Raw genomic sequence first — 24,696 nt, 5'->3', positions numbered from 1 at the left:
ACTTAAATCTCGCTAAAGCGTTTGTAGAGCAATTGTAATGAGAATGTGATCGTCCTATACTGCCGCCAGGTCTCCGGAATACCCTGACACCAGGAGCCACCCAGCGTTTTTATCGCTTCAATTAACACTGGATGTTGCTGTTATGGTGCCGGTGCACGAGTCGTGTTCGGCTATCACCTTCAGGCCCGGAGGAAGCAAAATAAGAAAAGCTGTGTGGGCAAAACCGTGAAAAAACAAAGACCTGTCAACTTGGATCTCACTACGATCCGGTTTCCCGTTACTGCAATATCGTCCATTCTCCACCGCGTTTCCGGCGTCATTAGTTTTGTGGCTGTTGGGATCCTGCTCTGGTTACTCGGACTCTCGCTCTCCTCTCCTGAAGGCTTCCTGCAGGCATCTGCCGTGATGAACAGCTTTTTCGCTAAGTTCATTATGTGGGGCATTCTCACCGCCCTGGCCTGGCATACTGTTGGCGGTATTCGCCATATGTTGATGGATTTCGGTTACCTGGCGGAAACGCAGCGTGTCGGCAATAGCTCTGCACACTTCTGTTTCGCTATTACTATCGTGCTTTCAATTCTGGCTGGAGTCCTCGTATGGTAAGCAATGCTACTGCACTGGGTCGCAATGGTGTGCAGGACTGGCTGCTGTTACGTGCCACTGCAATCCTCATTACGCTCTACACCTTATATATTCTTGGCTTCATCATTGTGTCAGATACGCTGACCTATGATATCTGGCGCGCCTTCTTCGCCTCTTCCTTTACTAAGGTCTTTACCCTGTTGACGCTGTTTTCTACCGTGATCCACGGCTGGATCGGTATGTGGCAGGTGCTGACAGACTATGTTAAACCTCTGGCATGGCGTCTGCTGTTGCAGCTGGTCATCGTTGTTACGCTGTTGGTTTATGCAATTTATGGAACTGTTGTGGTGTGGGGTGCGTGAGAATGAATTTGCCAGTCAGAGAGTTTGATGCCGTAGTTATCGGGGCAGGCGGCGCAGGTATGCGCGCGGCCCTGCAGATTTCACAGTCGGGCCAGAGCTGCGCCCTGCTGTCTAAAGTTTTTCCTACCCGTTCCCATACCGTTTCTGCGCAGGGCGGTATTACCGTCGCGCTGGGTAATACCCATGAAGATAACTGGGAATGGCACATGTACGATACCGTTAAAGGCTCCGACTATATCGGCGACCAGGACGCGATCGAATATATGTGTAAAACCGGCCCGGAAGCGATTCTGGAGCTGGAACATATGGGCCTGCCATTCTCCCGTCTGGAAGATGGCCGCATTTATCAGCGTCCGTTCGGCGGACAGTCGCGTAATTTCGGCGGCGAACAGGCGGCACGTACCGCGGCGGCCGCTGACCGTACCGGCCATGCGCTGCTGCACACGCTCTATCAGCAGAACCTGAAAAACAAAACCACCATTTTCTCAGAATGGTATGCGTTGGATCTGGTGAAAAATCAGGACGGCGCCGTAGTGGGCTGTACCGCGCTGAGTATTGAAACAGGCGAAGTTGTCTACTTCAAAGCGAAAGCCACGGTGCTGGCGACCGGCGGCGCAGGCCGTATCTATCAGTCCACCACCAATGCCCATATCAATACCGGTGATGGCGTGGGTATGGCGCTGCGCGCGGGCGTGCCGGTGCAGGATATGGAGATGTGGCAGTTCCACCCGACCGGCATCGCGGGCGCTGGCGTGCTGGTGACCGAAGGTTGTCGTGGTGAAGGTGGCTATCTGCTGAATAAACATGGCGAACGCTTCATGGAACGTTACGCGCCGAACGCCAAAGATCTGGCGGGCCGTGATGTGGTCGCGCGTTCCATGATGATTGAGATTCGTGAAGGCCGCGGCTGTGAAGGCCCGTGGGGTCCGCACATTAAACTCAAGCTGGATCATCTGGGTAAAGAGGTGCTGGAGTCGCGTCTGCCGGGCATCCTTGAGCTGTCCCGTACCTTTGCTCACGTGGATCCGGTAAAAGAACCGATTCCGGTTATCCCAACCTGCCACTATATGATGGGCGGCATTCCGACCAAAGTGAGCGGCCAGGCGCTGACCCTGAACGAAAAAGGGGAAGATGTGGTGGTGCCGGGTCTGTTCGCCGTTGGCGAAATTGCCTGCGTATCGGTACACGGCGCGAACCGTCTGGGCGGCAACTCGCTGCTGGACCTGGTCGTGTTTGGCCGTGCGGCAGGCCTGCATCTGCTGGAGTCGATTCAGGAGCAGGGAACGCTGCGCGATGCCACTTCAGAAGATATCGACGCCGCCATGGCGCGCTATCATCGCTGGGATAACAACACCACGGGTGAAGATCCGGTTGAAATCCGTAAGGCGTTGCAAAGCTGCATGCAGAATAACTTCTCTGTGTTCCGTGAAGGCGATGCGATGGCGCAGGGGCTTGAGGATCTGAAACAGATCCGTGAGCGCCTGAAACATGCGCGTCTTGACGATCGTTCCAGCGATTTCAATACCCAGCGCATCGAATGCCTGGAGCTGGATAACCTGATGGAAACCGCTTTTGCTACTGCGGTAGCAGCGAATTACCGCACGGAGAGCCGCGGCGCCCATAGCCGTTTTGACTACCCGGAACGTGACGATGAGAACTGGCTGTGCCATTCGCTCTATCTGCCGCAAACCGAAAGCATGACGCGCCGTGAGGTGAACATGCAGCCGAAACTGCGCGCCGCTTTCCCGCCGAAAGTGCGTACCTACTAATTTGCGGAGAAGAGACGATGAGACTCGAATTTTCCATTTATCGTTATAACCCGGACGTGGATGACGCGCCGCGCATGCAGGATTACACCCTGGAAGCGGAAGATGGCCGTGACATGATGCTGCTGGACGCGCTGATCAAGCTGAAAGAGAAAGACCCGACGCTGGCCTTTCGGCGTTCCTGCCGTGAGGGCGTTTGCGGCTCTGACGGCCTGAATATGAACGGTCGTAACGGTCTGGCCTGCATTACGCCGGTTTCAGCGCTGGGCAACGGCAAGAAAAAAATCGTTATCCGTCCGCTGCCGGGCCTGCCGGTAGTCCGTGACTTAGTCGTGGACATGGGGCAGTTCTACAAGCAGTATGAGAAAATTAAGCCTTACCTGTTGAATAATGGCGCAAATCCGCCTGCACGCGAGCATTTGCAGTCGCCGGAAGATCGTGCGCACCTGGATGGGTTGTACGAATGTATTCTGTGCGCCTGCTGCTCAACGTCATGCCCGTCATTCTGGTGGAATCCGGATAAGTTTGTTGGGCCTGCGGGGCTGCTGGCTTCCTATCGCTTCCTGATCGACAGCCGCGATACCGAAACCAATGCGCGTCTGGACGATCTCAGCGATGCTTTCAGCGTATTCCGTTGCCACAGTATCATGAACTGTGTCAGCGTCTGTCCTAAAGGGCTGAACCCAACGCGCGCTATCGGCCATATTAAGTCGATGCTGCTGCAGCGTAACGCATAACAGCACTATGCTCCGGGAACCCCGGTTCCTGGAGCATTTACGGAGACCCTGGTAAGGTCTGTCACGGCGCGGTGAAAAACCTTACCAAGGTTCCCTTACGGGCCAGGGCATCGATTGCCCCGTGCTTGTATCGATGAACTGGATCTGGCTGTGGCGGGCACTTTCCAAGCAGGTGCGCGACACAGCGTTGGGCAAGCCGGTAACCCGGCAACAATGAAACCTCGAAAAAAGCATGTAATGCTTAAGGGATCACAATGCAGAACAGCGCAATGAAGCCCTGGCTTGACTCTTCCTGGCTGGCCGGCGCGAACCAATCTTACATAGAACAGCTCTATGAGGATTTTCTCACCGATCCTGACTCTGTTGATGCTGTATGGCGCGATATGTTCCAACAGCTTCCCGGCACCGGGCTCAGGCCTGAGCAGTTCCACTCCTCTACGCGCGACTATTTCCGTCGTCTGGCAAAAGATACCTCGCGTTACGCCGCTTCCGTTGGCGATCCCGATGCCAATGCCAAACAGGTTAAAGTCCTGCAACTGATCAATGCCTACCGCTTCCGTGGACATCAGCACGCTAACCTCGATCCGCTGGGCCTCTGGCAGCAGGAGCAGGTTTCCGATCTCGACCCGGCTTTTCATGGCTTAAGCGAGGCGGATTTTCAGGAAACTTTCAATGTCGGCTCTTTTGCCATCGGCAAAGATCGCCTGCAGTTAGGGGAACTGATTAATGCGCTGAAGCAAACCTATTGCGGCTCAATCGGCGCGGAATATATGCACATCACCAACACCGATGAAAAACGCTGGCTGCAACAGCGTATCGAATCGGCTGTGGGACGCGCATCTTTCTCCGCTGAAGAGAAAAAAGGCTTTCTGAAAGAGCTAACCGCCGCAGAAGGGCTGGAGCGCTATCTGGGCGCTAAATTCCCCGGTGCGAAACGCTTCTCGCTGGAAGGCGGCGATGCGCTGGTGCCGATGCTGCGTGAGATGATTCGTCACGCCGGCAAAAGCGGCACGCGTGAAGTGGTACTGGGGATGGCGCACCGTGGTCGCCTGAACGTATTAATCAACGTACTGGGTAAAAAACCTCAGGATCTGTTTGATGAGTTCGCCGGTAAACACAAAGAGCATCTCGGTACCGGTGACGTAAAATATCATATGGGCTTCTCTTCCGATGTGGAAACCGAAGGCGGTATGGTTCACCTGGCGCTGGCGTTTAACCCGTCGCATCTGGAGATCGTCAGTCCGGTAGTTATGGGCTCGGTACGTGCCCGCCTCGATCGTCTGGATGAGCCGGTCAGCAATAAAGTGCTGCCGATTACCATTCATGGCGATGCGGCGGTCATCGGCCAGGGCGTGGTTCAGGAAACCCTGAACATGTCGCAGGCGCGAGGTTATGAAGTGGGCGGTACGGTGCGTATCGTGATTAACAACCAGATCGGTTTTACCACTTCAAACCCGAAAGATGCCCGTTCAACACAATACTGTACCGACATCGGTAAAATGGTGCAGTCGCCTATTTTCCACGTTAACGCCGACGATCCGGAAGCGGTCGCCTTTGTTACCCGCCTGGCGCTCGATTTCCGTAATACCTTTAAGCGCGATGTCTTTATCGATCTGGTTTGCTATCGCCGTCACGGCCATAACGAAGCGGATGAGCCAAGCGCAACCCAGCCGGTGATGTACCAGAAAATCAAAAAGCATCCGACGCCGCGTAAAATCTACGCCGATCGTCTGGAAACGGAGCAGGTGATTAATCTGGAAGACGCTACGGAGATGGTTAACCTTTACCGTGATGCGCTGGATGCAGGTGAATGCGTAGTGCCGGAATGGCGTCCCATGAGCCTGCACTCTTTCACCTGGTCGCCTTATCTCAACCATGAGTGGGATGAGAGCTACCCGGAAAAAGTGGAACTCAAGCGTCTGCAGGAGCTGGCGAAACGCATCAGCCAGGTGCCGGAATCCGTTGAAGTGCAGTCGCGCGTGGCGAAGATCTACAACGACCGCGCTGAAATGGCAGCAGGCAATAAGCCGTTTGACTGGGGCGCAGCGGAAAACCTCGCCTACGCCACGCTGGTGGATGAGGGGATTCCGGTGCGTATTTCCGGCGAAGACTCCGGGCGCGGCACCTTCTTCCATCGTCATGCGGTGATTCATAACCAGGCGAACGGCTCAACCTGGATCCCGCTGCAGCATATCCATAACGGCCAGGGCCAGTTCAAAGTCTGGGATTCGGTGCTGTCGGAAGAAGCCGTGCTGGCGTTTGAATATGGTTACGCTACCGCTGAGCCGCGTACCCTGACCATCTGGGAAGCGCAGTTTGGTGACTTTGCCAACGGCGCTCAGGTAGTTATCGATCAGTTCATCAGCTCCGGCGAGCAGAAGTGGGGCCGTATGTGCGGCCTGGTGATGCTGCTGCCGCACGGCTATGAAGGGCAGGGACCGGAGCACTCGTCGGCGCGCCTGGAGCGTTATCTGCAACTCTGCGCAGAGCAGAATATGCAGGTCTGTGTACCGTCGACCCCGGCGCAGGTCTATCACATGCTGCGTCGTCAGGCGTTGCGCGGTATGCGTCGCCCGCTGGTGGTCATGTCGCCGAAGTCGCTGTTGCGTCATCCGCTGGCGGTTTCTACCCTGGATGAACTGGCTAACGGCAGCTTTAAGCCCGCGATTGGTGAAGTCGACGCGCTGGATGCCAAAGCAGTAAAACGCGTAGTGCTGTGTGCCGGTAAGGTCTATTACGATCTGCTGGAGCAGCGTCGCAAAAATGAACAAAGCGATGTCGCTATCGTGCGCATTGAGCAGCTTTATCCTTTCCCGCACAAAGCGGTACAGGAAGCGCTGCAGCCTTACGCGCACGTGCATGATTTCGTTTGGTGTCAGGAGGAGCCGCTAAACCAGGGCGCCTGGTATTGCAGCCAGCATCACTTCCGTGAAGTGATTCCTTTTGGTGCTTCTTTACGTTATGCCGGACGTCCGGCTTCCGCTTCACCTGCTGTAGGTTACATGTCTGTACACCTGAAACAGCAGCAAGACCTGGTTAATGACGCGCTGAACGTTGATTAAATAAGGAAAGATAATGAGTAGCGTAGAAATTCTCGTTCCCGACCTGCCTGAATCTGTTGCTGATGCCACTGTAGCAACCTGGCATAAGAAACCGGGCGATGCGGTAAGCCGCGATGAAGTACTGGTAGAAATCGAGACCGATAAAGTGGTGCTGGAAGTGCCAGCCTCTGCTGACGGCGTGCTGGAAGCCATACTGGAAGAAGAGGGTGCAACCGTGACCTCGCGTCAGATACTGGGACGCCTGAAAGAGGGTAACAGCGGCGGCAAAGAGGCCTCTGTTAAAACGGAAAGCAATGAATCCACTCCGGCGCAGCGTCAGTCTGCTTCGCTGGAAGAAGAGAGCAACGATGCCCTCAGCCCGGCGATCCGTCGGCTGATTGCCGAGCACGATCTGGATGCGGCGGCGATTAAAGGCACCGGCGTAGGCGGACGCATTACCCGCGAAGATGTGGAAAAACATCTCACGCAGCAGCCGGCGAAAGCCGAGTCAAAACCGCAAGCCGCCGCGCCGCAGGCACAGCCTCAACCGCTGGCTGGCCGCAGCGAGAAGCGCGTACCGATGACGCGTCTGCGTAAGCGCGTTGCCGAGCGTCTGCTGGAAGCGAAAAACAGCACCGCCATGCTGACCACTTTTAACGAAGTCAACATGAAGCCGATCATGGAACTGCGTAAGCAGTACGGCGATGCCTTCGAGAAACGTCACGGCGTGCGTTTGGGCTTTATGTCCTTCTATATCAAAGCGGTTGTGGAAGCGCTGAAACGTTATCCGGAAGTGAACGCTTCCATCGATGGCGATGATGTGGTGTATCACAACTACTTTGACGTCAGCATCGCCGTTTCCACGCCGCGCGGCCTGGTGACGCCGGTTCTGCGCGATGTCGATACGCTGAGCATGGCGGATATCGAGAAGAAAATTAAAGAGCTGGCGGTAAAAGGCCGTGACGGCAAGCTGACGGTCGAAGAGCTGACCGGCGGCAACTTTACCATCACCAACGGTGGCGTGTTCGGTTCGCTGATGTCGACGCCGATCATTAACCCGCCGCAGAGCGCCATCCTGGGCATGCACGCAATCAAAGATCGCCCAATGGCGGTTAATGGTCAGGTTGTGGTGCTGCCGATGATGTATCTGGCGCTCTCTTACGACCACCGTCTGATTGATGGCCGCGAATCCGTGGGCTATCTGGTGGCAGTGAAAGAGATGCTGGAAGATCCGGCGCGCCTGCTGCTGGACGTTTAATGTTGCCGGGCGCGGTTACTGCCGCGCCCAACCTTATTAATCTTTTCAGACCTGAATGGATAGAACATCATGAACTTACACGAGTACCAGGCGAAACAGCTGTTTGCACGGTATGGCTTACCGGCACCGACCGGTTACGCCTGCACTACACCACGTGAAGCGGAAGAAGCGGCCTCTAAAATTGGCGCAGGTCCGTGGGTAGTAAAATGTCAGGTTCATGCCGGTGGCCGTGGTAAAGCGGGCGGTGTGAAAGTGGTTAACAGCAAAGAAGAGATCCGTACTTTTGCTGAAAACTGGCTGGGTAAACGTCTGGTCACTTATCAAACGGATGCGGAAGGCCAGCCGGTTAACCAGATTCTGGTTGAAGCCGCTACCGATATTGATCAGGAACTCTACCTGGGTGCCGTGGTTGACCGCAGCACGCGTCGCGTGGTGTTTATGGCCTCCACCGAAGGTGGCGTTGAAATTGAAAAAGTGGCGGAAGAGACGCCAGAGCTGATTCATAAAATGGCGCTGGATCCGCTGACTGGCCCGCAGCCTTATCAGGGCCGCGAGCTGGCGTTTAAGCTGGGTCTGAGCGGCAAGCAGGTCAATCAGTTCACCAAAATTTTTATGGGTCTGGCGACGCTGTTCCTGGAACGCGACCTGGCCCTGGTTGAGATCAACCCGCTGGTTATCACCAAACAGGGCGACCTGGTCTGCCTGGATGGCAAACTGGGCGCAGACGGTAATGCGATGTTCCGTCAGCCGGAGCTGCGTGAAATGCGCGATCCGAGCCAGGAAGATCCGCGCGAAGCGCATGCGACGCAGTGGGAACTTAACTACGTTGCGCTGGAAGGCAACATCGGCTGTATGGTAAACGGCGCCGGTCTGGCGATGGGCACCATGGACATCGTGAAACATCACGGTGGTCAGCCAGCTAACTTCCTTGACGTTGGCGGCGGCGCAACCAAAGAGCGCGTTACCGAAGCCTTTAAAATCATCCTGTCTGACGACGCGGTAAAAGCGGTATTCGTTAACATTTTCGGCGGCATCGTACGCTGTGACCTGATTGCTGATGGCATCATCGGCGCGGTGGCAGAAGTTGGCGTCAACGTACCGGTAGTGGTGCGTCTTGAAGGGAACAACGCTGAGCTGGGCGCACAGAAACTGGCGGACAGCGGTCTGAACATTATTGCAGCAACCAGCCTGACCGACGCGGCCCAACGCGTTGTTGCTGCAGCGGAGGGTAAATAATGTCCATTTTGATCGACAAAAACACCAAAGTGATCTGCCAGGGTTTCACCGGCGGCCAGGGTACATTCCACTCTGAACAGGCGCTGGCCTATGGTACGCAGCTGGTTGGCGGCGTAACGCCAGGCAAAGGCGGCACCACGCATCTGGGCCTGCCGGTATTCAATACCGTACGCGAGGCGGTGGAAGCGACTGGCGCAACGGCATCCGTTATCTATGTTCCGGCTCCTTTCTGCAAAGACGGTATTCTGGAAGCGATCGATGCGGGTATTAAGCTGATCATCACTATCACTGAAGGCATCCCGACGCTGGATATGCTGACGGTAAAAGTGAAGCTGGATGAAGCGGGCGTGCGCATGATTGGCCCGAACTGTCCGGGCGTTATCACCCCAGGCGAATGTAAAATCGGCATTATGCCGGGCCACATTCACCAGCCGGGCCGCATCGGTATCGTTTCACGTTCCGGTACGCTGACCTATGAAGCTGTGAAGCAGACTACCGATATCGGCTACGGCCAGTCCACCTGTGTGGGTATCGGCGGCGACCCGATCCCTGGCTCTAACTTTATCGATATCCTGCAGATGTTCCAGGATGATCCGCAGACAGAAGCCATCGTGATGATCGGTGAAATCGGCGGCAGCGCAGAAGAAGAAGCGGCAGCCTACATCAAAGAACACGTTACCAAACCGGTTGTTGGCTATATCGCTGGCGTTACGGCGCCGAAAGGCAAGCGTATGGGCCATGCTGGCGCGATCATTGCCGGTGGCAAAGGTACGGCGGATGAGAAATTCGCTGCGCTGGAAGCGGCCGGTGTTAAAACCGTCCGTAGCCTGGCGGATATTGGTGACGCGGTAAAAGCAGTCCTCCCTCTTAAATAATCGGTATCAGCTTATTCCACAGACTGGCCACCTACGGGTGGCCTTTTTTATGAGTTTTATTCCTGCTATAAGGGATGTTTGTTAATAATAAAATGAATTTCGGTTTAATAATTGTGAAGTTAAATGCAGTAAAAATCTATTTTTCTTTTTATCAATGGAATTGAAATGAAAATTTAAGACTGCTCTTGCGAAAGGAATAGACATTTATGCGGTATGATTTCCGCTGTTTTTAAATAAAGTTTTAATAAAGTCATTTAGCCAAAACATATTATTAACATATGTTTTACCTGTTTGGTTTATATTGATTATTATATTTAACCTTATTTTAATTTTATAGCTAAGTCATGGATGTTTAAGTGATTTTTGAGATTGTTTCTCATTTTTGATCCTATTACGCTATGTCATATCAAGCCTTTATAACACTTTCAGGTTAAATGCGGGTCCAGATCAAAAAATATCCCGGAGATCACAATAATTTTTCTTTACCGTATCGTTTGTAAGGGTATGATATTGCCGTCTCACTTACGGTGAGTTATCAACTCTCTTTTATTTGCTGCCTGCGGGTGTGATTTTCCCTGTCCGTTTAACAGCAAACTATAAATATCGTTTTATTGAAAACAGCAATCAGCATGGCGCTATTTGCCAACGCTTTCCGGCAAATGAACATCATGCATTAACTGCTTTTAGCAAAGAGCAAGGGGTTAAGATGTTTGATATCGTCGAACTGTCGCGTTTACAGTTTGCCCTGACTGCGATGTACCACTTCCTTTTCGTGCCGTTAACGCTGGGTATGGCGTTTCTGCTGGCGATTATGGAAACCGTTTATGTCCTGTCGGGTAAACAGATCTACAAAGATATGACCAAATTCTGGGGCAAGTTGTTTGGTATCAACTTTGCACTGGGCGTGGCAACGGGCCTGACCATGGAGTTCCAGTTCGGCACCAACTGGTCTTACTACTCTCACTATGTCGGCGATATCTTCGGTGCCCCGCTGGCCATTGAAGGCCTGATGGCTTTCTTCCTTGAATCCACCTTTGTTGGCCTGTTCTTTTTTGGCTGGGATCGCCTGAGCAAAGTGCAGCATATGGCCGTCACCTGGCTGGTGGCCCTGGGTTCCAACCTCTCTGCGCTCTGGATCCTGGTGGCAAATGGCTGGATGCAAAACCCCATCGCCTCTGAATTTAATTTTGAAACCATGCGCATGGAGATGGTGAGCTTCTCAGAGCTGGTGCTTAACCCGGTCGCGCAAGTGAAGTTTGTGCATACGGTTGCGGCAGGCTATACCACCGGCGCAATGTTTATTCTTGGCATCAGTGCATATTACCTGCTGCGCGGGCGCGATCTGGCATTTGCTAAACGCTCCTTTGCTATCGCCGCCAGTTTCGGCATGGCGGCGGTGCTGTCGGTGATCGTGCTGGGCGATGAGTCAGGCTACGAAATGGGCGATGTGCAAAAAACCAAGCTGGCAGCGATCGAAGCCGAGTGGGAAACGCAGCCCGCCCCGGCAGCCTTTACCCTGTTTGGCCTGCCCAATCAGCTGACGCAGGAAAACAGCTACGCGATTCAAATTCCTTATCTGCTGGGCCTGATCGCTACCCGTTCGGTCGATCAGCCAGTTACCGGCCTGAAAGATCTGCTGGCACAGCATGAAGTGCGCATCCGCAACGGGATGAAGGCTTATCACCTACTGGAAGAACTGCGTGCAGGCAATACCGATCCGGCAGTGCGTGAAGCCTTTAACGGCCACAAGCAGGATCTGGGTTACGGTCTGCTGCTGAAACGTTATACGCCAAATGTTGTCGACGCCACGGAAGCGCAAATCAAGCTGGCTACTCAGGACTCAATTCCGCATGTTGCGCCGCTCTATTTCTCTTTCCGCATTATGGTGCTGTGCGGCGTGCTGATGCTCGGCATTATCGGCCTCTCGTTCTGGAGCGTTATTCGTAACCGCATCGGGAAAAACCGCTGGCTGCTGAAAGCGGCGCTGTATGGCATTCCGCTGCCGTGGATTGCCGTTGAGGCGGGCTGGTTTGTTGCAGAGTATGGTCGTCAGCCGTGGGCGATTGGCGAGGTGCTGCCAACGGCCGTGGCGAACTCAACGCTTACCGTCGGCGATCTGCTGTTCTCAATGGGACTGATTTGCGGCCTCTACACGCTCTTCCTGGTGGTGGAAATGTATCTGATGTTCAAATTTGCCCGCCTGGGACCAAGCAGCCTGAAAACCGGACGCTATCACTATGAGCAGTCCACTCTCGCCTCGCAGTCGGTGCAGTAAAGGAGCCAGCCATGTTGGATTATGAGGTTGTACGTTTTATCTGGTGGCTGCTGATCGGTATTTTGCTGATTGGCTTTGCGGTCACCGATGGTTTTGATATGGGCGTGGGCATGCTGTCGCGCATTCTCGGACGTACCGATACGGAACGCCGGGTCATGATCAATAGCATTGCGCCGCACTGGGATGGAAACCAGGTCTGGCTGATTACCGCCGGCGGCGCACTGTTTGCCGCCTGGCCGATGGTCTATGCCGCCGCCTTTTCCGGTTTCTACGTTGCGATGATTTTAGTGCTGGCCTCGCTGTTTTTCCGGCCGGTGGGCTTTGACTACCGGTCGAAAATTGAAGATATGCGCTGGCGCACGCTGTGGGACTGGGGCATTTTTATCGGCAGCTTTGTTCCGCCGCTGGTGATTGGCGTGGCGTTTGGCAACCTGTTGCAGGGCGTGCCTTTCCATATCGACGCCTATCTGCGTCTCTACTACACCGGTAATTTCTTCCAGCTGCTGAATCCGTTTGGTCTGCTGGCGGGCGTGGTTAGCCTGACGATGATCCTGACGCAGGGCGCAACTTACCTGCAGATGCGCACCCATGGCGAGCTCTGTTTACGCGCTCGTGCCACTGCGCAAATCTGTGCGCTGATCATGCTGGTTGCCTTTGCGCTGGCGGGCGTTTGGGTGGTTTACGGCATTGATGGCTACGTAGTGACCAGCACGCTGGATCATGCCGCATCCTCAAATCCACTTAATAAAGAAGTGGCGCGCGAAGCAGGCGCCTGGCTGATTAATTTCAAGCAGCATCCGCTGCTGTGGCTGATTCCGGCGCTGGGCGTGGCGTTGCCGCTGTTCACCGTCGTCTGTTCACGCATCGGGAAGGGCGGCTGGGCGTTTCTGTTCTCTTCGCTGACGCTGGCCTGCGTTATTTTGACCGCTGGCGTAGCGATGTTTCCATTCATTATGCCCTCCAGCATCCAGCCTGACATGAGCCTGACCATGTGGGATGCCACGTCAAGCCTGTTGACGCTGAAGCTGATGCTGTTTGTGGCGATGATCTTTGTGCCGCTTATCCTGATTTACACCAGCTGGTGTTACTACAAAATGTTCGGACGTATCACTAAAGAACATATTGAAAGCAACACTCATTCACTCTATTAACGGAGGCGTTAAACCATGTGGTATTTTGCCTGGATTCTTGGAACGCTATTGGCCTGTGCCTTCGGGATTATCACCGCGCTGGCGCTGGAGCATGTAGAAGATAGCGCCCAGCAACAGGATAAACCCTGATGCGTCAGCAGCTACAACAGCTCTATTTCATCATGGATAAGCGCCCGCTGCGGGCGCTTTCTCTGGTGCTGGCATTGCTGCTGGCAGGCTGCCTGTTCTGGGATCCGACGCGTTTTGCCGCCAGCACCAGTTCGCTCACCGTCTGGCAGGGTTTTTTACTGATATGGGCGGTATGCGCTGGCGTGGTGCATGGCGTTGGATTTCATCCTCGACGGGTACGGTGGCAGATGTTTTTCTCGCCGCTGTTGGCCCTGATTGCCCTCTCGCTGGGAACGTTCTTTTTCTTTTTTTGATGCGATTGCAGGCCTGAAACATGAGTACAGGCTCAGGTCTGCCTGACGCTGAAAATTTATGTCAGCAAACGTCTGTTTAGCGCCGTTTTTTTTCAATGATTATCCTGCCATTTTTGTCAATAGTTTCCATTCTATAATTATTTTCTCCACGCTCTGGTGACCCATTCCAAAGCCGTTTGCACTTGCGTATAGTAGCAACGTTTAAAAAGCATTACCGGGATGTAAAGTGAGTACAACGCTGTTTCGATGGCCGGTGCGTGTCTATTACGAAGATACCGATGCCGGTGGGGTGGTTTACCACGCCAGCTATATCGCTTTTTATGAACGAGCGCGTACGGAGATGCTGCGCCAGCATCATTTTCATCAGCAATCGCTGCTTGAACAGCAGATTGCTTTTGTTGTACGTCGAATCACGGTTGATTATATTGCCGCCGCGCGACTGGATGATATGCTTGAAGTGCAGAGCGAGGTGACGTCGATGACCCGTGCCACTATGACGTTCAGGCAACGCATCGTTAATGCAGAAGGCAAATTGCTCAATGAGGCAGAAGTCCTTATCGCCTGCATCAACCCACACCTAATGAAGCCAATAGCGCTTCCCAAGTCTATTGTCGCGGAGTTCAAGCAGTGACTGACATGAATGTTCTTGATTTGTTCCTGAAGGCAAGCCTTCTGGTTAAACTTATCATGTTAATTTTGATCGGGTTTTCCATTGCGTCCTGGGCGATTATTATCCAGCGCACCCGCATTCTTAACGCGGCGGGACGCGAAGCGGAAGCGTTTGAAGACAAATTTTGGTCGGGCATTGAGCTATCCCGCCTTTATCAGGAAAGCCAGGCGCGTCGCGATGAGCTAACCGGTTCAGAGCAGATCTTTTACGCCGGTTTTAAAGAGTTTGCGCGTTTGCATCGCGCCAACAGCCATGCGCCGGAAGCGGTGCTGGAAGGCGCCAGTCGGGCAATGCGTATCTCAATGAACCGCGAGCTGGAAAGCCTGGAAAACCATATTCCCTTCCTTGGCACCGTGGGTTCCATCAGTCCTTATATTGGCCTGTTTGGTACCGTGTGGGGGATTATGCACGCCTTTATCGCGCTGGGCGCGGTGAAGCAGGCCACGCTGCAGATGGTTGCGCCGGGTATTGCCGAAGCGCTGATTGCGACCGCTATCGGCCTGTTTGCCGCTATCCCTGCCGTAATGGCGTATAACCGCCTGAACCAGCGCGTTAACAAACTGGAACAGGGTTATGACAACTTTATGGAAGAGTTCACGGCTATCCTGCACCGTCAGGCATTCTCCAGTGAGAATAAAAAGTAAGCAGAGGTGACGTATGGCCAGAACGCGTGGTCGCGGTCGTCGCGATCTGAAGTCTGAAATTAACATCGTTCCGCTGCTGGACGTGCTGCTGGTGCTGCTGCTGATTTTTATGGCCACGGCGCCCATTATCACCCAGAGCGTTGAAGTGGATCTGCCGGACGCCACGGATTCTAAAACGGTGTCCAGTGATGATAATCCACCGGTGATCGTAGAGGTTTCCGGCGTTGGGCAATATAGCCTGGTTGTCGATCACGATCGTATGGAGCAGTTGCCTTCAGAGCAGGTGGTGGCGGAAGCACAGCGCCGACTGGAAGCGAATCCGAAAACGGTATTTCTGATTGGCGGCGCAAAAGATGTGCCCTATGACGAGATTATCAAGGCGCTGAACCTGCTGCACCAGGCGGGTGTGAAATCAGTCGGCCTGATGACGCAGCCAATTTAATTATTCCGTAACCGTTTTTTGGGAACCGAGCGTGTCGAAGGCATCCGAACAAAACGATAAGTTAAAACGCGCGATAATCATCTCAGTGATATTGCATATCGTCCTGATTGCATTACTGATTTGGAGTTCGTTTAACGAAAAAATCGAGGCCAGCGGTGGCGGTGGCGGTAGCGATATTGATGCCGTTATGGTCGACCCAGGTGCGGTGGTTGAACAATATAACCGCCAGCAAAATCAGCAAAGCGACAGCCAGCGCGCCGAGCAGCAGCGTCAGAAGCAGGCGCAGCAGCAGGCGGAAGAGCTGCAGCAAAAGCGCGCAGCTGAGCAGCAGCGATTGAAAGAGTTGGAAAAAGAGCGGCTTCAGGCGCAGGAAGAGGCGAAACAACAGGCCCAGGCGCAGGCTGAACAGCAGCGCCAGGCGGAAGAAGCCACCAAACGCGCCGCAGAGCAGCAAAAAGCTGCAGAAGCCGCTGCAGCGAAAGCGAAAGCAGAGGCGGCGGAGCAAGCTAAAGCTGCGGCAGCGAAAGCGAAAGCAGAGGCGGCGGAGCAAGCTAAAGCTGCGGCAGCGAAAGCGAAAGCAGAGGCGGCGGAGCAAGCCAAAGCTGCGGCAGCGAAAGCGAAAGCAGAGGCGGCGGAGCAGGCTAAAGCGGCGGCTGCTGAGGCAAAGGCCAAAGCGGCGCAGGAAGCAAAAGAGAAAGCGGCTGAGGCCAAGGCCAAAGCGGCACAGGAAGCAAAAGAGAAAGCGGCCGCTGAGGCAAAAGCCAAAGCGGAAGCGAAAGCAAAAGCCGCCGCTGAAGCTAAAGCGAAAGCAGCGGCTGAAGCGAAGAAAAAAGCAGCGGCGGAAGCCGCCAGCGACAGCAGCGCGGTTGATGATTTACTGGGCGGCCTGACCTCAGGTAAAAACGCACCGAAAACCGGCCAGGCTGGTGGCGGTGCGGCAGGGAAGGGCACTCAGAAAAAATCAGGCGCTTCCGGCGCGGCGATTGACAGCTATCTGGGACAGGTAAAAGGCGCGATAGAGAGTAAATTCTATGATGCCGATACCTTTAAGGGGCGCACCTGTGACGTTCGTATCAAGCTGGCGCCTGATGGTTTGCTGATTTCAGCTACGGCGGCGGGCGGCGATGCGGCGTTGTGTCAGGCGGCGATCAATGCGGCGCGTATGGCGCGTATGCCTAAACCACCAAGTCAGGATGTCTGGCAGGCGGTAAAAGATGCGACGCTGGAATTCAAGCCGTAAGAATGCAGTAACAAATGGCAGGTTGAACTATGGTTAGCTTGCCGTACTCTGTATGGTTTTAGTTAATCGTCGTCAGGAACAGTGCGAATTATCGAGAACATGGCGTTCAGATAAGGGAGAGAAAATGAAGCAGGCACTACGTGTAACCCTAAGCTTTTTTCTTCTTCTGTGGGCAGCAGTGCTGCATGCAGAAGTACGCATCGAAATCACCCAGGGGGTGAATACGGCGCGTCCGATTGGTGTTGTGCCGTTTAAATGGGAGGGGCCGGGCGCGGCGCCGGAAGATATTGGCGGCATTATCGCTGCGGACTTACGCAACAGCGGTAAATTCAATCCGCTGGATCGCTCTCGTCTGCCACAGCAACCTGGCAGCGCGGCGGAAGTGCAGCCAGCCGCCTGGACCGCGCTGGGTATTGATGCCGTCGTGGTGGGGCAGATTCAGCCGGGTGCTGATGGCAGCTATACGGTCTCTTATCAGCTGGTGGATACTTCCGGCTCGCCGGGTACCGTGCTGGCGCAAAATCAGTACAAAGTCACCAAACAGTGGCTGCGTTATGCCGCACATACCGCCAGCGATGAGTCTTTTGAAAAGCTGACCGGCATTAAAGGCGCATTCCGTACCCGTATCGCTTATGTGGTACAGACCAATGGCGGCCAGTTCCCTTATGAACTGCGCGTAGCGGATTATGATGGCTATAACCAGTTTGTGGTACACCGTTCACCACAGCCGCTGATGTCACCGGCCTGGTCACCGGACGGCAGCAAGGTGGCCTATGTTACGTTTGAGAGCGGCAAGTCTGCGCTGGTAATTCAAACGCTGGCTAACGGTGCGATTCGTCAGGTTGCCTCTTTCCCGCGTCACAACGGTGCGCCGGCCTTCTCGCCGGACGGTTCTAAGCTGGCGTTTGCGCTCTCTAAAACCGGCAGCCTTAACCTTTATGTAATGGATCTGGGATCGGGTCAGATTCGTCAGGTGACCGATGGTCGCTTTAACAGCACCGAACCTACCTGGTTCCCGGATAGCCAGAGCCTGGCGTACACTTCGGATCAGGCCGGACGTCCACAAATTTATAAAATTAATGTCAATGGCGGCGCGCCGCAGCGTATTACCTGGGAAGGTTCACAAAACCAGGACGCTGACGTTGCTACTGACGGCAAATCTATGGTGATGATCAGCACCAACGGCGGCGCTCAACACGTCGCCAGACAAGATCTGGAAACGGGAGCCGTTCAACAATTAACGGACACGTTCCTGGATGAGACGCCAAGTCTCGCACCTAACGGCACGATGGTAATCTATAGCTCTACTCAGGGGATGGGTTCCGTGTTGCAGTTGGTTTCGACAGATGGGCGTTTCAAAGCGCGTCTTCCGGCGACTGATGGACAGGTCAAATTTCCTGCCTGGTCGCCGTATCTGTGATGCATGTGTAAATATGTATGGCAAACTAATAACAGGATTTAGAAATGCAACTGAACAAAGTGCTGAAAGGTTTAATGCTGGCTCTGCCGGTAATCGCTGTAGCTGCATGTAGCTCGCACAAAAACAACGACAACGACCAGACCAACGGTATGGGCGGCGCTGATGGTGCATACGGTAGCGGCAATGGCATGAACGGCGGCAACATGTCTTCTGACGAGCAGGCGCGTCTGCAGATGCAGCAGCTGCAGCAGAACAACATCGTTTACTTTGACCTGGACAAATATGACATCCGTTCTGACTTCGCTCAGATGCTGGATGCGCACGCGACTTTCCTGCGTAATAACCCGTCCTACAAAGTTACCGTTGAAGGTCATGCGGATGAGCGCGGTACGCCGGAATACAACATTGCACTGGGCGAGCGTCGTGCTAACGCAGTGAAGATGTACCTGCAGGGTAAAGGCGTTTCTGCTGATCAGATCTCTATCGTTTCTTACGGTAAAGAGAAGCCTGCGGTTCTTGGTCATGACGAAGCGGCTTACTCCAAAAACCGCCGTGCCGTCCTGGTATACTAAGAGAGTCACATGATTAGTAGCTTCAGACCTCACTTGTTGAGTCTGTCGTTACTGATTGGCTTAGCGGCCCCCTGGGCCGCTAATGCTCAGGCATTAATCAGTAGCGTCGGCTCCGGCTCGGTAGAAGACCGTGTCACCTCCCTTGAGCGCATTTCCAATGCACAGGCTCAGCTTCTTCAACAGCTTCAACAGCAGCTTAACGCAACGCAAAGTGATATCGATTCGCTGCGTGGGCAGATTCAGGAAAACAGCTATCAACTGAATCAGGTTGTTGAGCGGCAAAAACAGATCTATCAGCAAATTGACAGCCTGAGCAGCGGCGCTGCGGCGGCGAGCAGTAATGCTGCCCCTGATGCCGGCGGTGATACTGCAGCGGCCCCGGCAGAGACAGGTGCAACGTCAGCGGCACCGGTACAAAGCGGTGACGCCAATACTGATTACAACAGCGCCGTTGCGCTGGTACTGGAAAAGAAACAGTACGATCAGGCTATTGCAGCGTTCCAGGCTTTTGTGAAGAAATACCCTGATTCAACCTATCAGCCTAATGCAAATTACTGGCTGGGACAGTTGAATTACAACAAAGGCAAAAAGGATGATGCGGCATATTATTTCGCTACCGTGGTGAAAAAATATCCGAAATCACCAAAAAGCTCGGAAGCGCTGTATAAGGTGGGCGTTATCATGCAGGACAAAGGTGATAACGCAAAAGCCAAAGCTGTTTATCAGCAGGTCATTAAACAGTATCCAAATACCGAAGCAGCCAAACAGGCGGAAAAACGCGCTGCCAGCCTTTAAGCGCGTAATAATGACCAGATTTCGCTGGATTTCTGGTCTTAACGCATGAAAGGTAAGCAGTTGAACCTTCTGTGGGAAAATAGTGGTTGCGCTGGAAAGGTAAATCAGTAATATATGCCGCCGTTGACGAGGCTTAAGCAATTAGGTTTCGGACGGCAAAAAGTGGGTCGTTAGCTCAGTTGGTAGAGCAGTTGACTTTTAATCAATTGGTCGCAGGTTCGAATCCTGCACGACCCACCACTTAAAGCCGTACCCGATGTAGATCGGCAGGAAGCGAACCTCATTTCTTCCTGAACAGCAGTAACCGCATTGCGGGTCGTTAGCTCAGTTGGTAGAGCAGTTGACTTTTAATCAATTGGTCGCAGGTTCGAATCCTGCACGACCCACCATTATTAAAGCCGTACCCGGTGTAAATCGGCAGGAAGCGAACCCCGTTTTTTTCCTGAACAGCAGTAACCGCATTGCGGGTCGTTAGCTCAGTTGGTAGAGCAGTTGACTTTTAATCAATTGGTCGCAGGTTCGAATCCTGCACGACCCACCATTATTAAAGCAGTATCCGGTGTAAATCGGCAGGAAGCGAACCTGCAGCAGGTTCGGGTCGAGCATAAGCGAGACAACGTTGCCAGCGGCAACGGCCCGAAGGGCGAGGCGCAAGCCGAGTTATCCTGCACGACCCACCATTATTAAAGCAGTATCCGGTGTAAATCGGCAAGAAGCGAATCCCGTTTCTTCCTGAACAGCAGTAACCGCATTGCGGGTGATTAGCTCAGTTGGTAGAGCACCTCCCTTACAAGGAGGGGGTCGGCGGTTCGAACCCGTCATCACCCACCATCGGGTCGTTAGCTCAGTTGGTAGAGCAGTTGACTTTTAATCAATTGGTCGCAGGTTCGAATCCTGCACGACCCACCAGTGTAGAAAGGCGCCCTAAAGGCGCCTTTTTGCTATGCAAAATCGGCAGGATGAGAACCTGCAGCAGGTTCGGGCCGAGCGAAGCGAGACAACGTTGCCAGCGGCAACGGCCCGCAGGGCGAGGCGAAGCCGGGTTATCCTGCACGACCCACCAGTGTAGAAAGGCGCCCTAAAGGCGCCTTTTTGCTATGCAAAATCGGCAGGATGAGAACCTGTATTCACCACGCTATTTTTTTGGCCCCAGATTTTTCCAGATATGCATTACCGCATAGCTGCGCCACGGTTGCCAGGCCACAGAGCGTGCCTCTGCCTGCTTTGCGCTGATCTTGCCAAGGTTATTGCGCACCACAATATCGCCAGCGGGAAAAGCATCTGGCCAGCGCAACGCGCGCATGGCGATATAGGCAGCCGTCCAGTCACCGATGCCCGGCAGCTGCTTAAGCTTTTGCATCATTTCTTCGGGGTGAGTACAGGTATCCAGTTGCAGATCGCCCTGGGCACAGGCGGCGGCCAGCGCCAGAATAGAACGCGCCCGGGCGCTGACAATGCCCAGGCTGGCGATCTCGTCAATGCTCGCCTCAGCAATACGCTGCGGCAGGGGAGCGAGACAGTTAAGCTCAGGGAAAGGCGTTTCAAACGCCTCACCAAAGGCGCTGACAAAACGGCCTCCCAGCGTCGTGGCTGCTTTAACCGTAATCTGCTGACCCAGAATAGCGCGTACCGCCATTTCAAAGCCGTCAAAAGCCCCCGGGACTCGCAGGCCGGGATCGCCATCGATGCTGGCGGTTAGCAAAGGATCCTGGCGTAAACGCTCGTCAATACACTGCGGATGCGCATTAAGATCGAATAAATTACGCAGACGTCGCAGCAACGCAGGCAGCGCCCCGGTCAGCGCGTGCGAAAACTCTACCTGCAATGCGTTTTTCTGCGGAGCATGGGTCACACAAATCCAGCCGCGATAGCGCCCCAGCTGCACTGTTCTGAGGTAGCGAGTCTCATCAACCCACTCCACATTCTTTAACGCACGCAGGCGAAGAAAGTCGAGCATGGTCTGCCAGTTATAGGGGGGCCGATAACCCAACAGCAGGGTGGATGAACCTAAATGACCGAAATCTTTTTCTCCGGTAGCGGCTTCTTTACGCAGATGGCTGGGCGGCATACGATAACGCGCATTAAAAACATCGTTGAATCGGCGTAGGCTACTAAAGCCGCTGGCGAAAGCGACTTCGGTGATGGGCAGGCGCGTTTCGGTCAGCAGCTGCTTAGCCAGCAGCAGGCGGCGCGTCTGTTTCAGCTCAAGCGGGGAAACCCCCAGCTCCTGCTGCACAATGCGTCGTAGCTGGCGCAGGCTAAGATGGAACCAGGCGGCAACCTCTTCCAGGCTGCTGACTTCATCAATCATGCCTTCATCAATACGCTGCAACAGCAGATCGGTTATCCGATGGGCGCTGTCAACTGGCGCATTGCCTGGTGCCAGCTCAGGACGGCAGCGCAGACAGGGGCGAAAATCAGCCTTTTCCGCCGCTTCGGCACTGGCAAAAAAACGGCAGTTCTCCCTTCGCGGCGCTTTCACCGGACAAACAGGGCGACAATAAATGCCGGTCGAAGTTACGCCAACATAAAACAGGCCGTCAAAGCGTGTGTCTTTAGAGGTCAGGGCTTGATAAGCGGTATCGCCGTTAATCATTGTCTTGCTCCGCCAGAGGTCATAAACCTTATCTTATGCTCTGGTTTAGTATAAAACTCGCTGTTTTCGGACAGGCATATTTTTTGTTCTGCTGACCGGAAACAGCGAGTAAGCGCCAGAGAAGGCGCGATAATAAGCAAACAGTGCGAGTGAACGGAGGTAAATACCATGAGCTACTACAGCAAAAAAATGGCGTCGCCGGTTGGTGAGTTAACGCTGTTCGCCAGCGAACGCGGGCTGGCTGCGGTGCTGTGGCCCAATGAACTGAGACGCATCCGGCTGGTTCCGGTAACGGAAGATCCCCGGTATCCTCTGCTGCTGGAAGCAGAACGTCAGCTTAACGCCTATTTTAACGGCGAGCTGCGGCAGTTTACCGTGCCGCTCGATTTTAACGGCACCGAATTTCAGAAAAAGGTCTGGCAGGCGCTGGTGGCGATTCCCTATGGAGAAACGCGCAGCTACGCTGACATTGCCCGGGCGATAGGCCATCCTGGAGCGGTAAGAGCGGTCGGTGCCGCCAACGGCAGAAACCCCGTTTCTATTATTGCTCCCTGCCATCGGGTCATTGGCTCTAACGGCAAATTAACCGGATTTGCCGGTGGTCTGGAGGCCAAGGCTTTCCTGTTGGCGATTGAAAAGCCTGACCTGCTGAGCCAGTGAAAGACGCGGCGCGCCTGTTTCACCAGCCGCCGCCTAAAACGCGCGACAGCGGCCTCGTTTTCCATTATCTTGTTTAGCATAAAAAACAGATGTGGGTTTTTATGCCGTTATACAACGGTGTAAATGCTAAATAAGTTAAATTGATAAAACGAGAGCGCTGAATGAGCCTGTTGCCCGATTTCAATGACTTCTATCCTTTCCCGCCCAAACCGGGTCGCCTGACCGCTGATGAAAAACAGCACTATCGCGAGAAAATTAAACGTCTGCTGCGTGAGCGTAATGCGGTAATGGTGGCCCACTACTATACCGATCCAGAAATTCAGGCGCTGGCGGAAGAAACCGGCGGCTGCGTTGCCGACTCGCTGGAAATGGCGCGTTTCGGCAGCGCCCATTCCGCTTCAACATTATTGGTTGCTGGCGTGCGCTTTATGGGTGAAACGGCAAAAATCCTCAGCCCGGAAAAAACGATTCTGATGCCTACGTTACAGGCGGAATGTTCGCTGGATCTCGGCTGCCCGATTGATGCGTTCAATGCCTTCTGCGACCAGCATCCTGACCGCACCGTCGTGGTTTATGCTAATACCTCGGCGGCGGTAAAAGCGCGGGCTGACTGGGTGGTCACCTCCAGCATTGCCGTTGAGCTGATAGAACATCTTGACAGCCTCGGCGAGAAAATTCTGTGGGCGCCGGACCGACATCTTGGACGTTACGTGCAGCAGCAAACCGGAGCCGACATGCTGTGCTGGCAGGGCGCCTGCATTGTTCATGATGAATTTAAAACCCAGGCGCTGCAGCAAATGAAAGCGCTGTATCCGCAGGCGGCGGTGCTGGTTCATCCGGAATCGCCGCAGGCGATAGTGGATCTGGCCGATGCGGTTGGCTCTACCAGTCAGCTGATTCAGGCGGCGAAAACATTGCCGCATCCGCAGATGATCGTGGCTACCGATCGCGGCATTTTCTATAAGATGCAGCAGGCGGTGCCGGAAAAGGTTCTGCTGGAAGCGCCTACCGCAGGCGAAGGCGCAACCTGCCGCAGCTGCGCGCACTGTCCCTGGATGGCGATGAATGGTCTGCAGGCGATTGCAGAAGGGCTGGAGCAGGGCGGTAAGGCGCATGAGATCCATGTGGATGAGGCACTGCGTGAGCGGGCGCTGCTGCCGCTTAACCGTATGCTATCTTTTGCAGCGGAACTTAAACTTAACGTAAAGGGTAATGCCTGACGGCTTACTTCAGGGTGCCAGGATGGACTTTTTAAGCACGCAAAACATTCTGATTCACATTCCGCTGGGCAAAGGCGGTTACGACTTATCATGGATTGAGGCGATTGGCACTCTGGCGGGTCTGCTTTGTATCTGGCTGGCCAGCCGGGAAAAAATCATCAATTATCTGTTTGGGCTGATCAACGTCACGCTGTTCGCCATTATCTTTTTCCAGATCCAGCTCTATGCCAGCCTGCTGCTGCAGCTGTTTTTCTTTGCCGCCAATCTTTATGGCTGGTACGCCTGGAGCCGACAGGAGGGAAACCAGGCGGCGTTGCAGATTCGCTGGCTACCGCGCAACAAAGCGCTTGGCTGGGGCGTGGGCAGTCTGCTAGCGATAGCCTTAATGACGTTATGGATCGACCCGGTGTTCGCTTTCCTGACCGAGGTGGCCGTGATGCTGATGCAGGCGCTGGGGCTACAGGTCACCATGCCGGAACTGCAGCCTGATGCCTTCCCGTTCTGGGATTCCACCATGATGGTGTTATCGATCGTGGCGATGATTCTGATGACGCGTAAATATGTCGAGAACTGGCTGCTGTGGGTTGTGATTGATGTGATCAGCGTGTGGATTTTTGCCCGTCAGGGCGTCTATGCCATGTCGCTGGAATATCTGATTTTGACGCTGATTGCGTTAAATGGCAGCTGGCTGTGGATCAAAAGCGCGCGTCAGCATCAACGCGCGCGTTAAAG

At 54.1% G+C, this 24,696-nt stretch carries 23 protein-coding genes, 5 tRNA genes and 2 other RNA genes; 29 read left to right on the top strand and 1 reads right to left on the bottom strand.

The window, feature by feature from the left end:
• Nucleotides 1-213: 213 nt before the first annotated feature.
• From sdhC to ACQE32_RS08945, 26 genes are all read left to right on the top strand, one after another.
• Nucleotides 214-603 (top strand): succinate dehydrogenase cytochrome b556 subunit, encoded by a 390-nt coding sequence (gene sdhC / locus ACQE32_RS09070; protein WP_426974110.1) that lies wholly within the window; start codon nt 214-216, stop codon nt 601-603.
• Nucleotides 597-944: a succinate dehydrogenase membrane anchor subunit gene (sdhD, locus tag ACQE32_RS09065; protein WP_085067586.1), complete on the top strand. Its 348-nt coding sequence runs from the start codon at nt 597-599 to the stop codon at nt 942-944. The genes sdhC and sdhD overlap by 7 nt, the downstream gene beginning before the upstream one ends.
• 2 nt (nt 945-946) lie before the next feature.
• A complete protein-coding gene (gene sdhA / locus ACQE32_RS09060; RefSeq protein WP_085067585.1) occupies nt 947-2,713 on the top strand; it encodes a succinate dehydrogenase flavoprotein subunit in 1,767 nt (588 codons plus the stop codon).
• 17 nt (nt 2,714-2,730) lie between these two features.
• Nucleotides 2,731-3,447: a succinate dehydrogenase iron-sulfur subunit gene (locus ACQE32_RS09055; protein ID WP_085067584.1), complete on the top strand. Its 717-nt coding sequence runs from the start codon at nt 2,731-2,733 to the stop codon at nt 3,445-3,447.
• Between the two features lie 254 nt (nt 3,448-3,701).
• A complete protein-coding gene (gene sucA / locus ACQE32_RS09050) occupies nt 3,702-6,509 on the top strand; it encodes a 2-oxoglutarate dehydrogenase E1 component (protein WP_426974111.1) in 2,808 nt (935 codons plus the stop codon).
• Between the two features lie 13 nt (nt 6,510-6,522).
• Complete coding sequence (odhB, locus tag ACQE32_RS09045) at nt 6,523-7,746, top strand: 2-oxoglutarate dehydrogenase complex dihydrolipoyllysine-residue succinyltransferase (protein WP_427021652.1); 1,224 nt, start codon at nt 6,523-6,525, stop codon at nt 7,744-7,746.
• A 69-nt stretch (nt 7,747-7,815) separates the two neighbouring features.
• Nucleotides 7,816-8,982 carry an ADP-forming succinate--CoA ligase subunit beta gene (sucC, locus tag ACQE32_RS09040; RefSeq protein ID WP_085067581.1) on the top strand — a complete coding sequence of 389 codons (1,167 nt, stop codon included), beginning with the start codon at nt 7,816-7,818 and terminating at the stop codon, nt 8,980-8,982.
• Nucleotides 8,982-9,857, top strand: coding sequence for a succinate--CoA ligase subunit alpha (gene sucD / locus ACQE32_RS09035; protein WP_085067580.1), 876 nt, complete (start codon nt 8,982-8,984; stop codon nt 9,855-9,857). Before sucC ends, sucD begins: the two co-directional genes overlap by 1 nt.
• A gap of 706 nt (nt 9,858-10,563) precedes the next feature.
• On the top strand, nt 10,564-12,132 hold the full coding sequence (cydA, locus tag ACQE32_RS09030) for a cytochrome ubiquinol oxidase subunit I (protein WP_426974113.1): 1,569 nt from the start codon (nt 10,564-10,566) through the stop codon (nt 12,130-12,132).
• Nucleotides 12,133-12,143: 11 nt separating this feature from the next.
• Complete coding sequence (cydB, locus tag ACQE32_RS09025; protein ID WP_427021651.1) at nt 12,144-13,283, top strand: cytochrome d ubiquinol oxidase subunit II; 1,140 nt, start codon at nt 12,144-12,146, stop codon at nt 13,281-13,283.
• Between the two features lie 15 nt (nt 13,284-13,298).
• The gene (cydX, locus tag ACQE32_RS09020; RefSeq protein ID WP_085067578.1) at nt 13,299-13,412 is read left to right on the top strand and encodes a cytochrome bd-I oxidase subunit CydX; all 114 of its coding nucleotides are present in this window, start codon (nt 13,299-13,301) and stop codon (nt 13,410-13,412) included.
• Nucleotides 13,412-13,705: a cyd operon protein YbgE gene (ybgE, locus tag ACQE32_RS09015; RefSeq protein ID WP_426974115.1), complete on the top strand. Its 294-nt coding sequence runs from the start codon at nt 13,412-13,414 to the stop codon at nt 13,703-13,705. Before cydX ends, ybgE begins: the two co-directional genes overlap by 1 nt.
• A 226-nt stretch (nt 13,706-13,931) precedes the next feature.
• A complete protein-coding gene (gene ybgC, locus ACQE32_RS09010; protein ID WP_250652134.1) occupies nt 13,932-14,336 on the top strand; it encodes a tol-pal system-associated acyl-CoA thioesterase in 405 nt (134 codons plus the stop codon).
• On the top strand, nt 14,333-15,019 hold the full coding sequence (gene tolQ / locus ACQE32_RS09005; RefSeq protein ID WP_085067575.1) for a Tol-Pal system protein TolQ: 687 nt from the start codon (nt 14,333-14,335) through the stop codon (nt 15,017-15,019). Before ybgC ends, tolQ begins: the two co-directional genes overlap by 4 nt.
• 13 nt (nt 15,020-15,032) lie before the next feature.
• Nucleotides 15,033-15,461, top strand: coding sequence for a colicin uptake protein TolR (gene tolR, locus ACQE32_RS09000; RefSeq protein ID WP_038627352.1), 429 nt, complete (start codon nt 15,033-15,035; stop codon nt 15,459-15,461).
• Between the two features lie 31 nt (nt 15,462-15,492).
• The gene (tolA, locus tag ACQE32_RS08995) at nt 15,493-16,701 is read left to right on the top strand and encodes a cell envelope integrity protein TolA (RefSeq protein WP_427021650.1); all 1,209 of its coding nucleotides are present in this window, start codon (nt 15,493-15,495) and stop codon (nt 16,699-16,701) included.
• 124 nt (nt 16,702-16,825) lie between these two features.
• Complete coding sequence (gene tolB / locus ACQE32_RS08990) at nt 16,826-18,121, top strand: Tol-Pal system beta propeller repeat protein TolB (RefSeq protein WP_426974117.1); 1,296 nt, start codon at nt 16,826-16,828, stop codon at nt 18,119-18,121.
• A 44-nt stretch (nt 18,122-18,165) separates the two neighbouring features.
• Nucleotides 18,166-18,693 carry a peptidoglycan-associated lipoprotein Pal gene (gene pal, locus ACQE32_RS08985; RefSeq protein ID WP_085067572.1) on the top strand — a complete coding sequence of 176 codons (528 nt, stop codon included), beginning with the start codon at nt 18,166-18,168 and terminating at the stop codon, nt 18,691-18,693.
• A 9-nt stretch (nt 18,694-18,702) separates the two neighbouring features.
• Nucleotides 18,703-19,488 carry a cell division protein CpoB gene (gene cpoB / locus ACQE32_RS08980; protein ID WP_426974118.1) on the top strand — a complete coding sequence of 262 codons (786 nt, stop codon included), beginning with the start codon at nt 18,703-18,705 and terminating at the stop codon, nt 19,486-19,488.
• 164 nt (nt 19,489-19,652) lie between these two features.
• Nucleotides 19,653-19,728, top strand: a tRNA-Lys gene (locus ACQE32_RS08975).
• A gap of 73 nt (nt 19,729-19,801) precedes the next feature.
• A tRNA-Lys gene (locus ACQE32_RS08970) sits at nt 19,802-19,877 on the top strand.
• A gap of 76 nt (nt 19,878-19,953) precedes the next feature.
• Nucleotides 19,954-20,029: transfer RNA gene (locus ACQE32_RS08965), tRNA-Lys, on the top strand.
• A 12-nt stretch (nt 20,030-20,041) separates the two neighbouring features.
• Nucleotides 20,042-20,168: non-coding RNA, RtT sRNA (locus ACQE32_RS08960), on the top strand.
• A 75-nt stretch (nt 20,169-20,243) separates the two neighbouring features.
• Nucleotides 20,244-20,319, top strand: a tRNA-Val gene (locus ACQE32_RS08955).
• Nucleotides 20,320-20,321: 2 nt separating this feature from the next.
• Nucleotides 20,322-20,397: transfer RNA gene (locus ACQE32_RS08950), tRNA-Lys, on the top strand.
• A 29-nt stretch (nt 20,398-20,426) separates the two neighbouring features.
• A non-coding RNA gene (locus ACQE32_RS08945) (RtT sRNA) lies at nt 20,427-20,551 on the top strand.
• 72 nt (nt 20,552-20,623) lie between these two features.
• On the opposite strand, the gene ACQE32_RS08940 is transcribed toward ACQE32_RS08945, so the two are convergent.
• On the bottom strand, nt 20,624-22,084 hold the full coding sequence (locus tag ACQE32_RS08940) for an AlkA N-terminal domain-containing protein (protein WP_427021649.1): 1,461 nt from the start codon (nt 22,082-22,084) through the stop codon (nt 20,624-20,626).
• Nucleotides 22,085-22,252: 168 nt separating this feature from the next.
• On the opposite strand from ACQE32_RS08940, the gene ACQE32_RS08935 reads away from it, so the two are divergent.
• The 3 genes from ACQE32_RS08935 to pnuC all read left to right on the top strand — a co-directional run bounded on the left by ACQE32_RS08935 (nt 22,253) and on the right by pnuC (nt 24,694).
• Nucleotides 22,253-22,744: a methylated-DNA--[protein]-cysteine S-methyltransferase gene (locus ACQE32_RS08935; protein ID WP_426981021.1), complete on the top strand. Its 492-nt coding sequence runs from the start codon at nt 22,253-22,255 to the stop codon at nt 22,742-22,744.
• Between the two features lie 161 nt (nt 22,745-22,905).
• Entirely contained in the window at nt 22,906-23,964 is a 1,059-nt protein-coding gene (gene nadA / locus ACQE32_RS08930; protein WP_426974120.1) for a quinolinate synthase NadA, read from the top strand.
• A gap of 22 nt (nt 23,965-23,986) precedes the next feature.
• Nucleotides 23,987-24,694 carry a nicotinamide riboside transporter PnuC gene (gene pnuC, locus ACQE32_RS08925; RefSeq protein ID WP_250652140.1) on the top strand — a complete coding sequence of 236 codons (708 nt, stop codon included), beginning with the start codon at nt 23,987-23,989 and terminating at the stop codon, nt 24,692-24,694.
• Nucleotides 24,695-24,696: the final 2 nt, after the last annotated feature.

Origin of the sequence: Pantoea sp. FN0302, from assembly GCF_050113775.1 — a bacterium.
Lineage (GTDB): Bacteria > Pseudomonadota > Gammaproteobacteria > Enterobacterales > Enterobacteriaceae > Mixta > Mixta alhagi.
The sequence above is the reverse complement of the archived record's forward strand: the minus strand, read 5'-3'. Positions and strand labels throughout refer to the sequence as shown.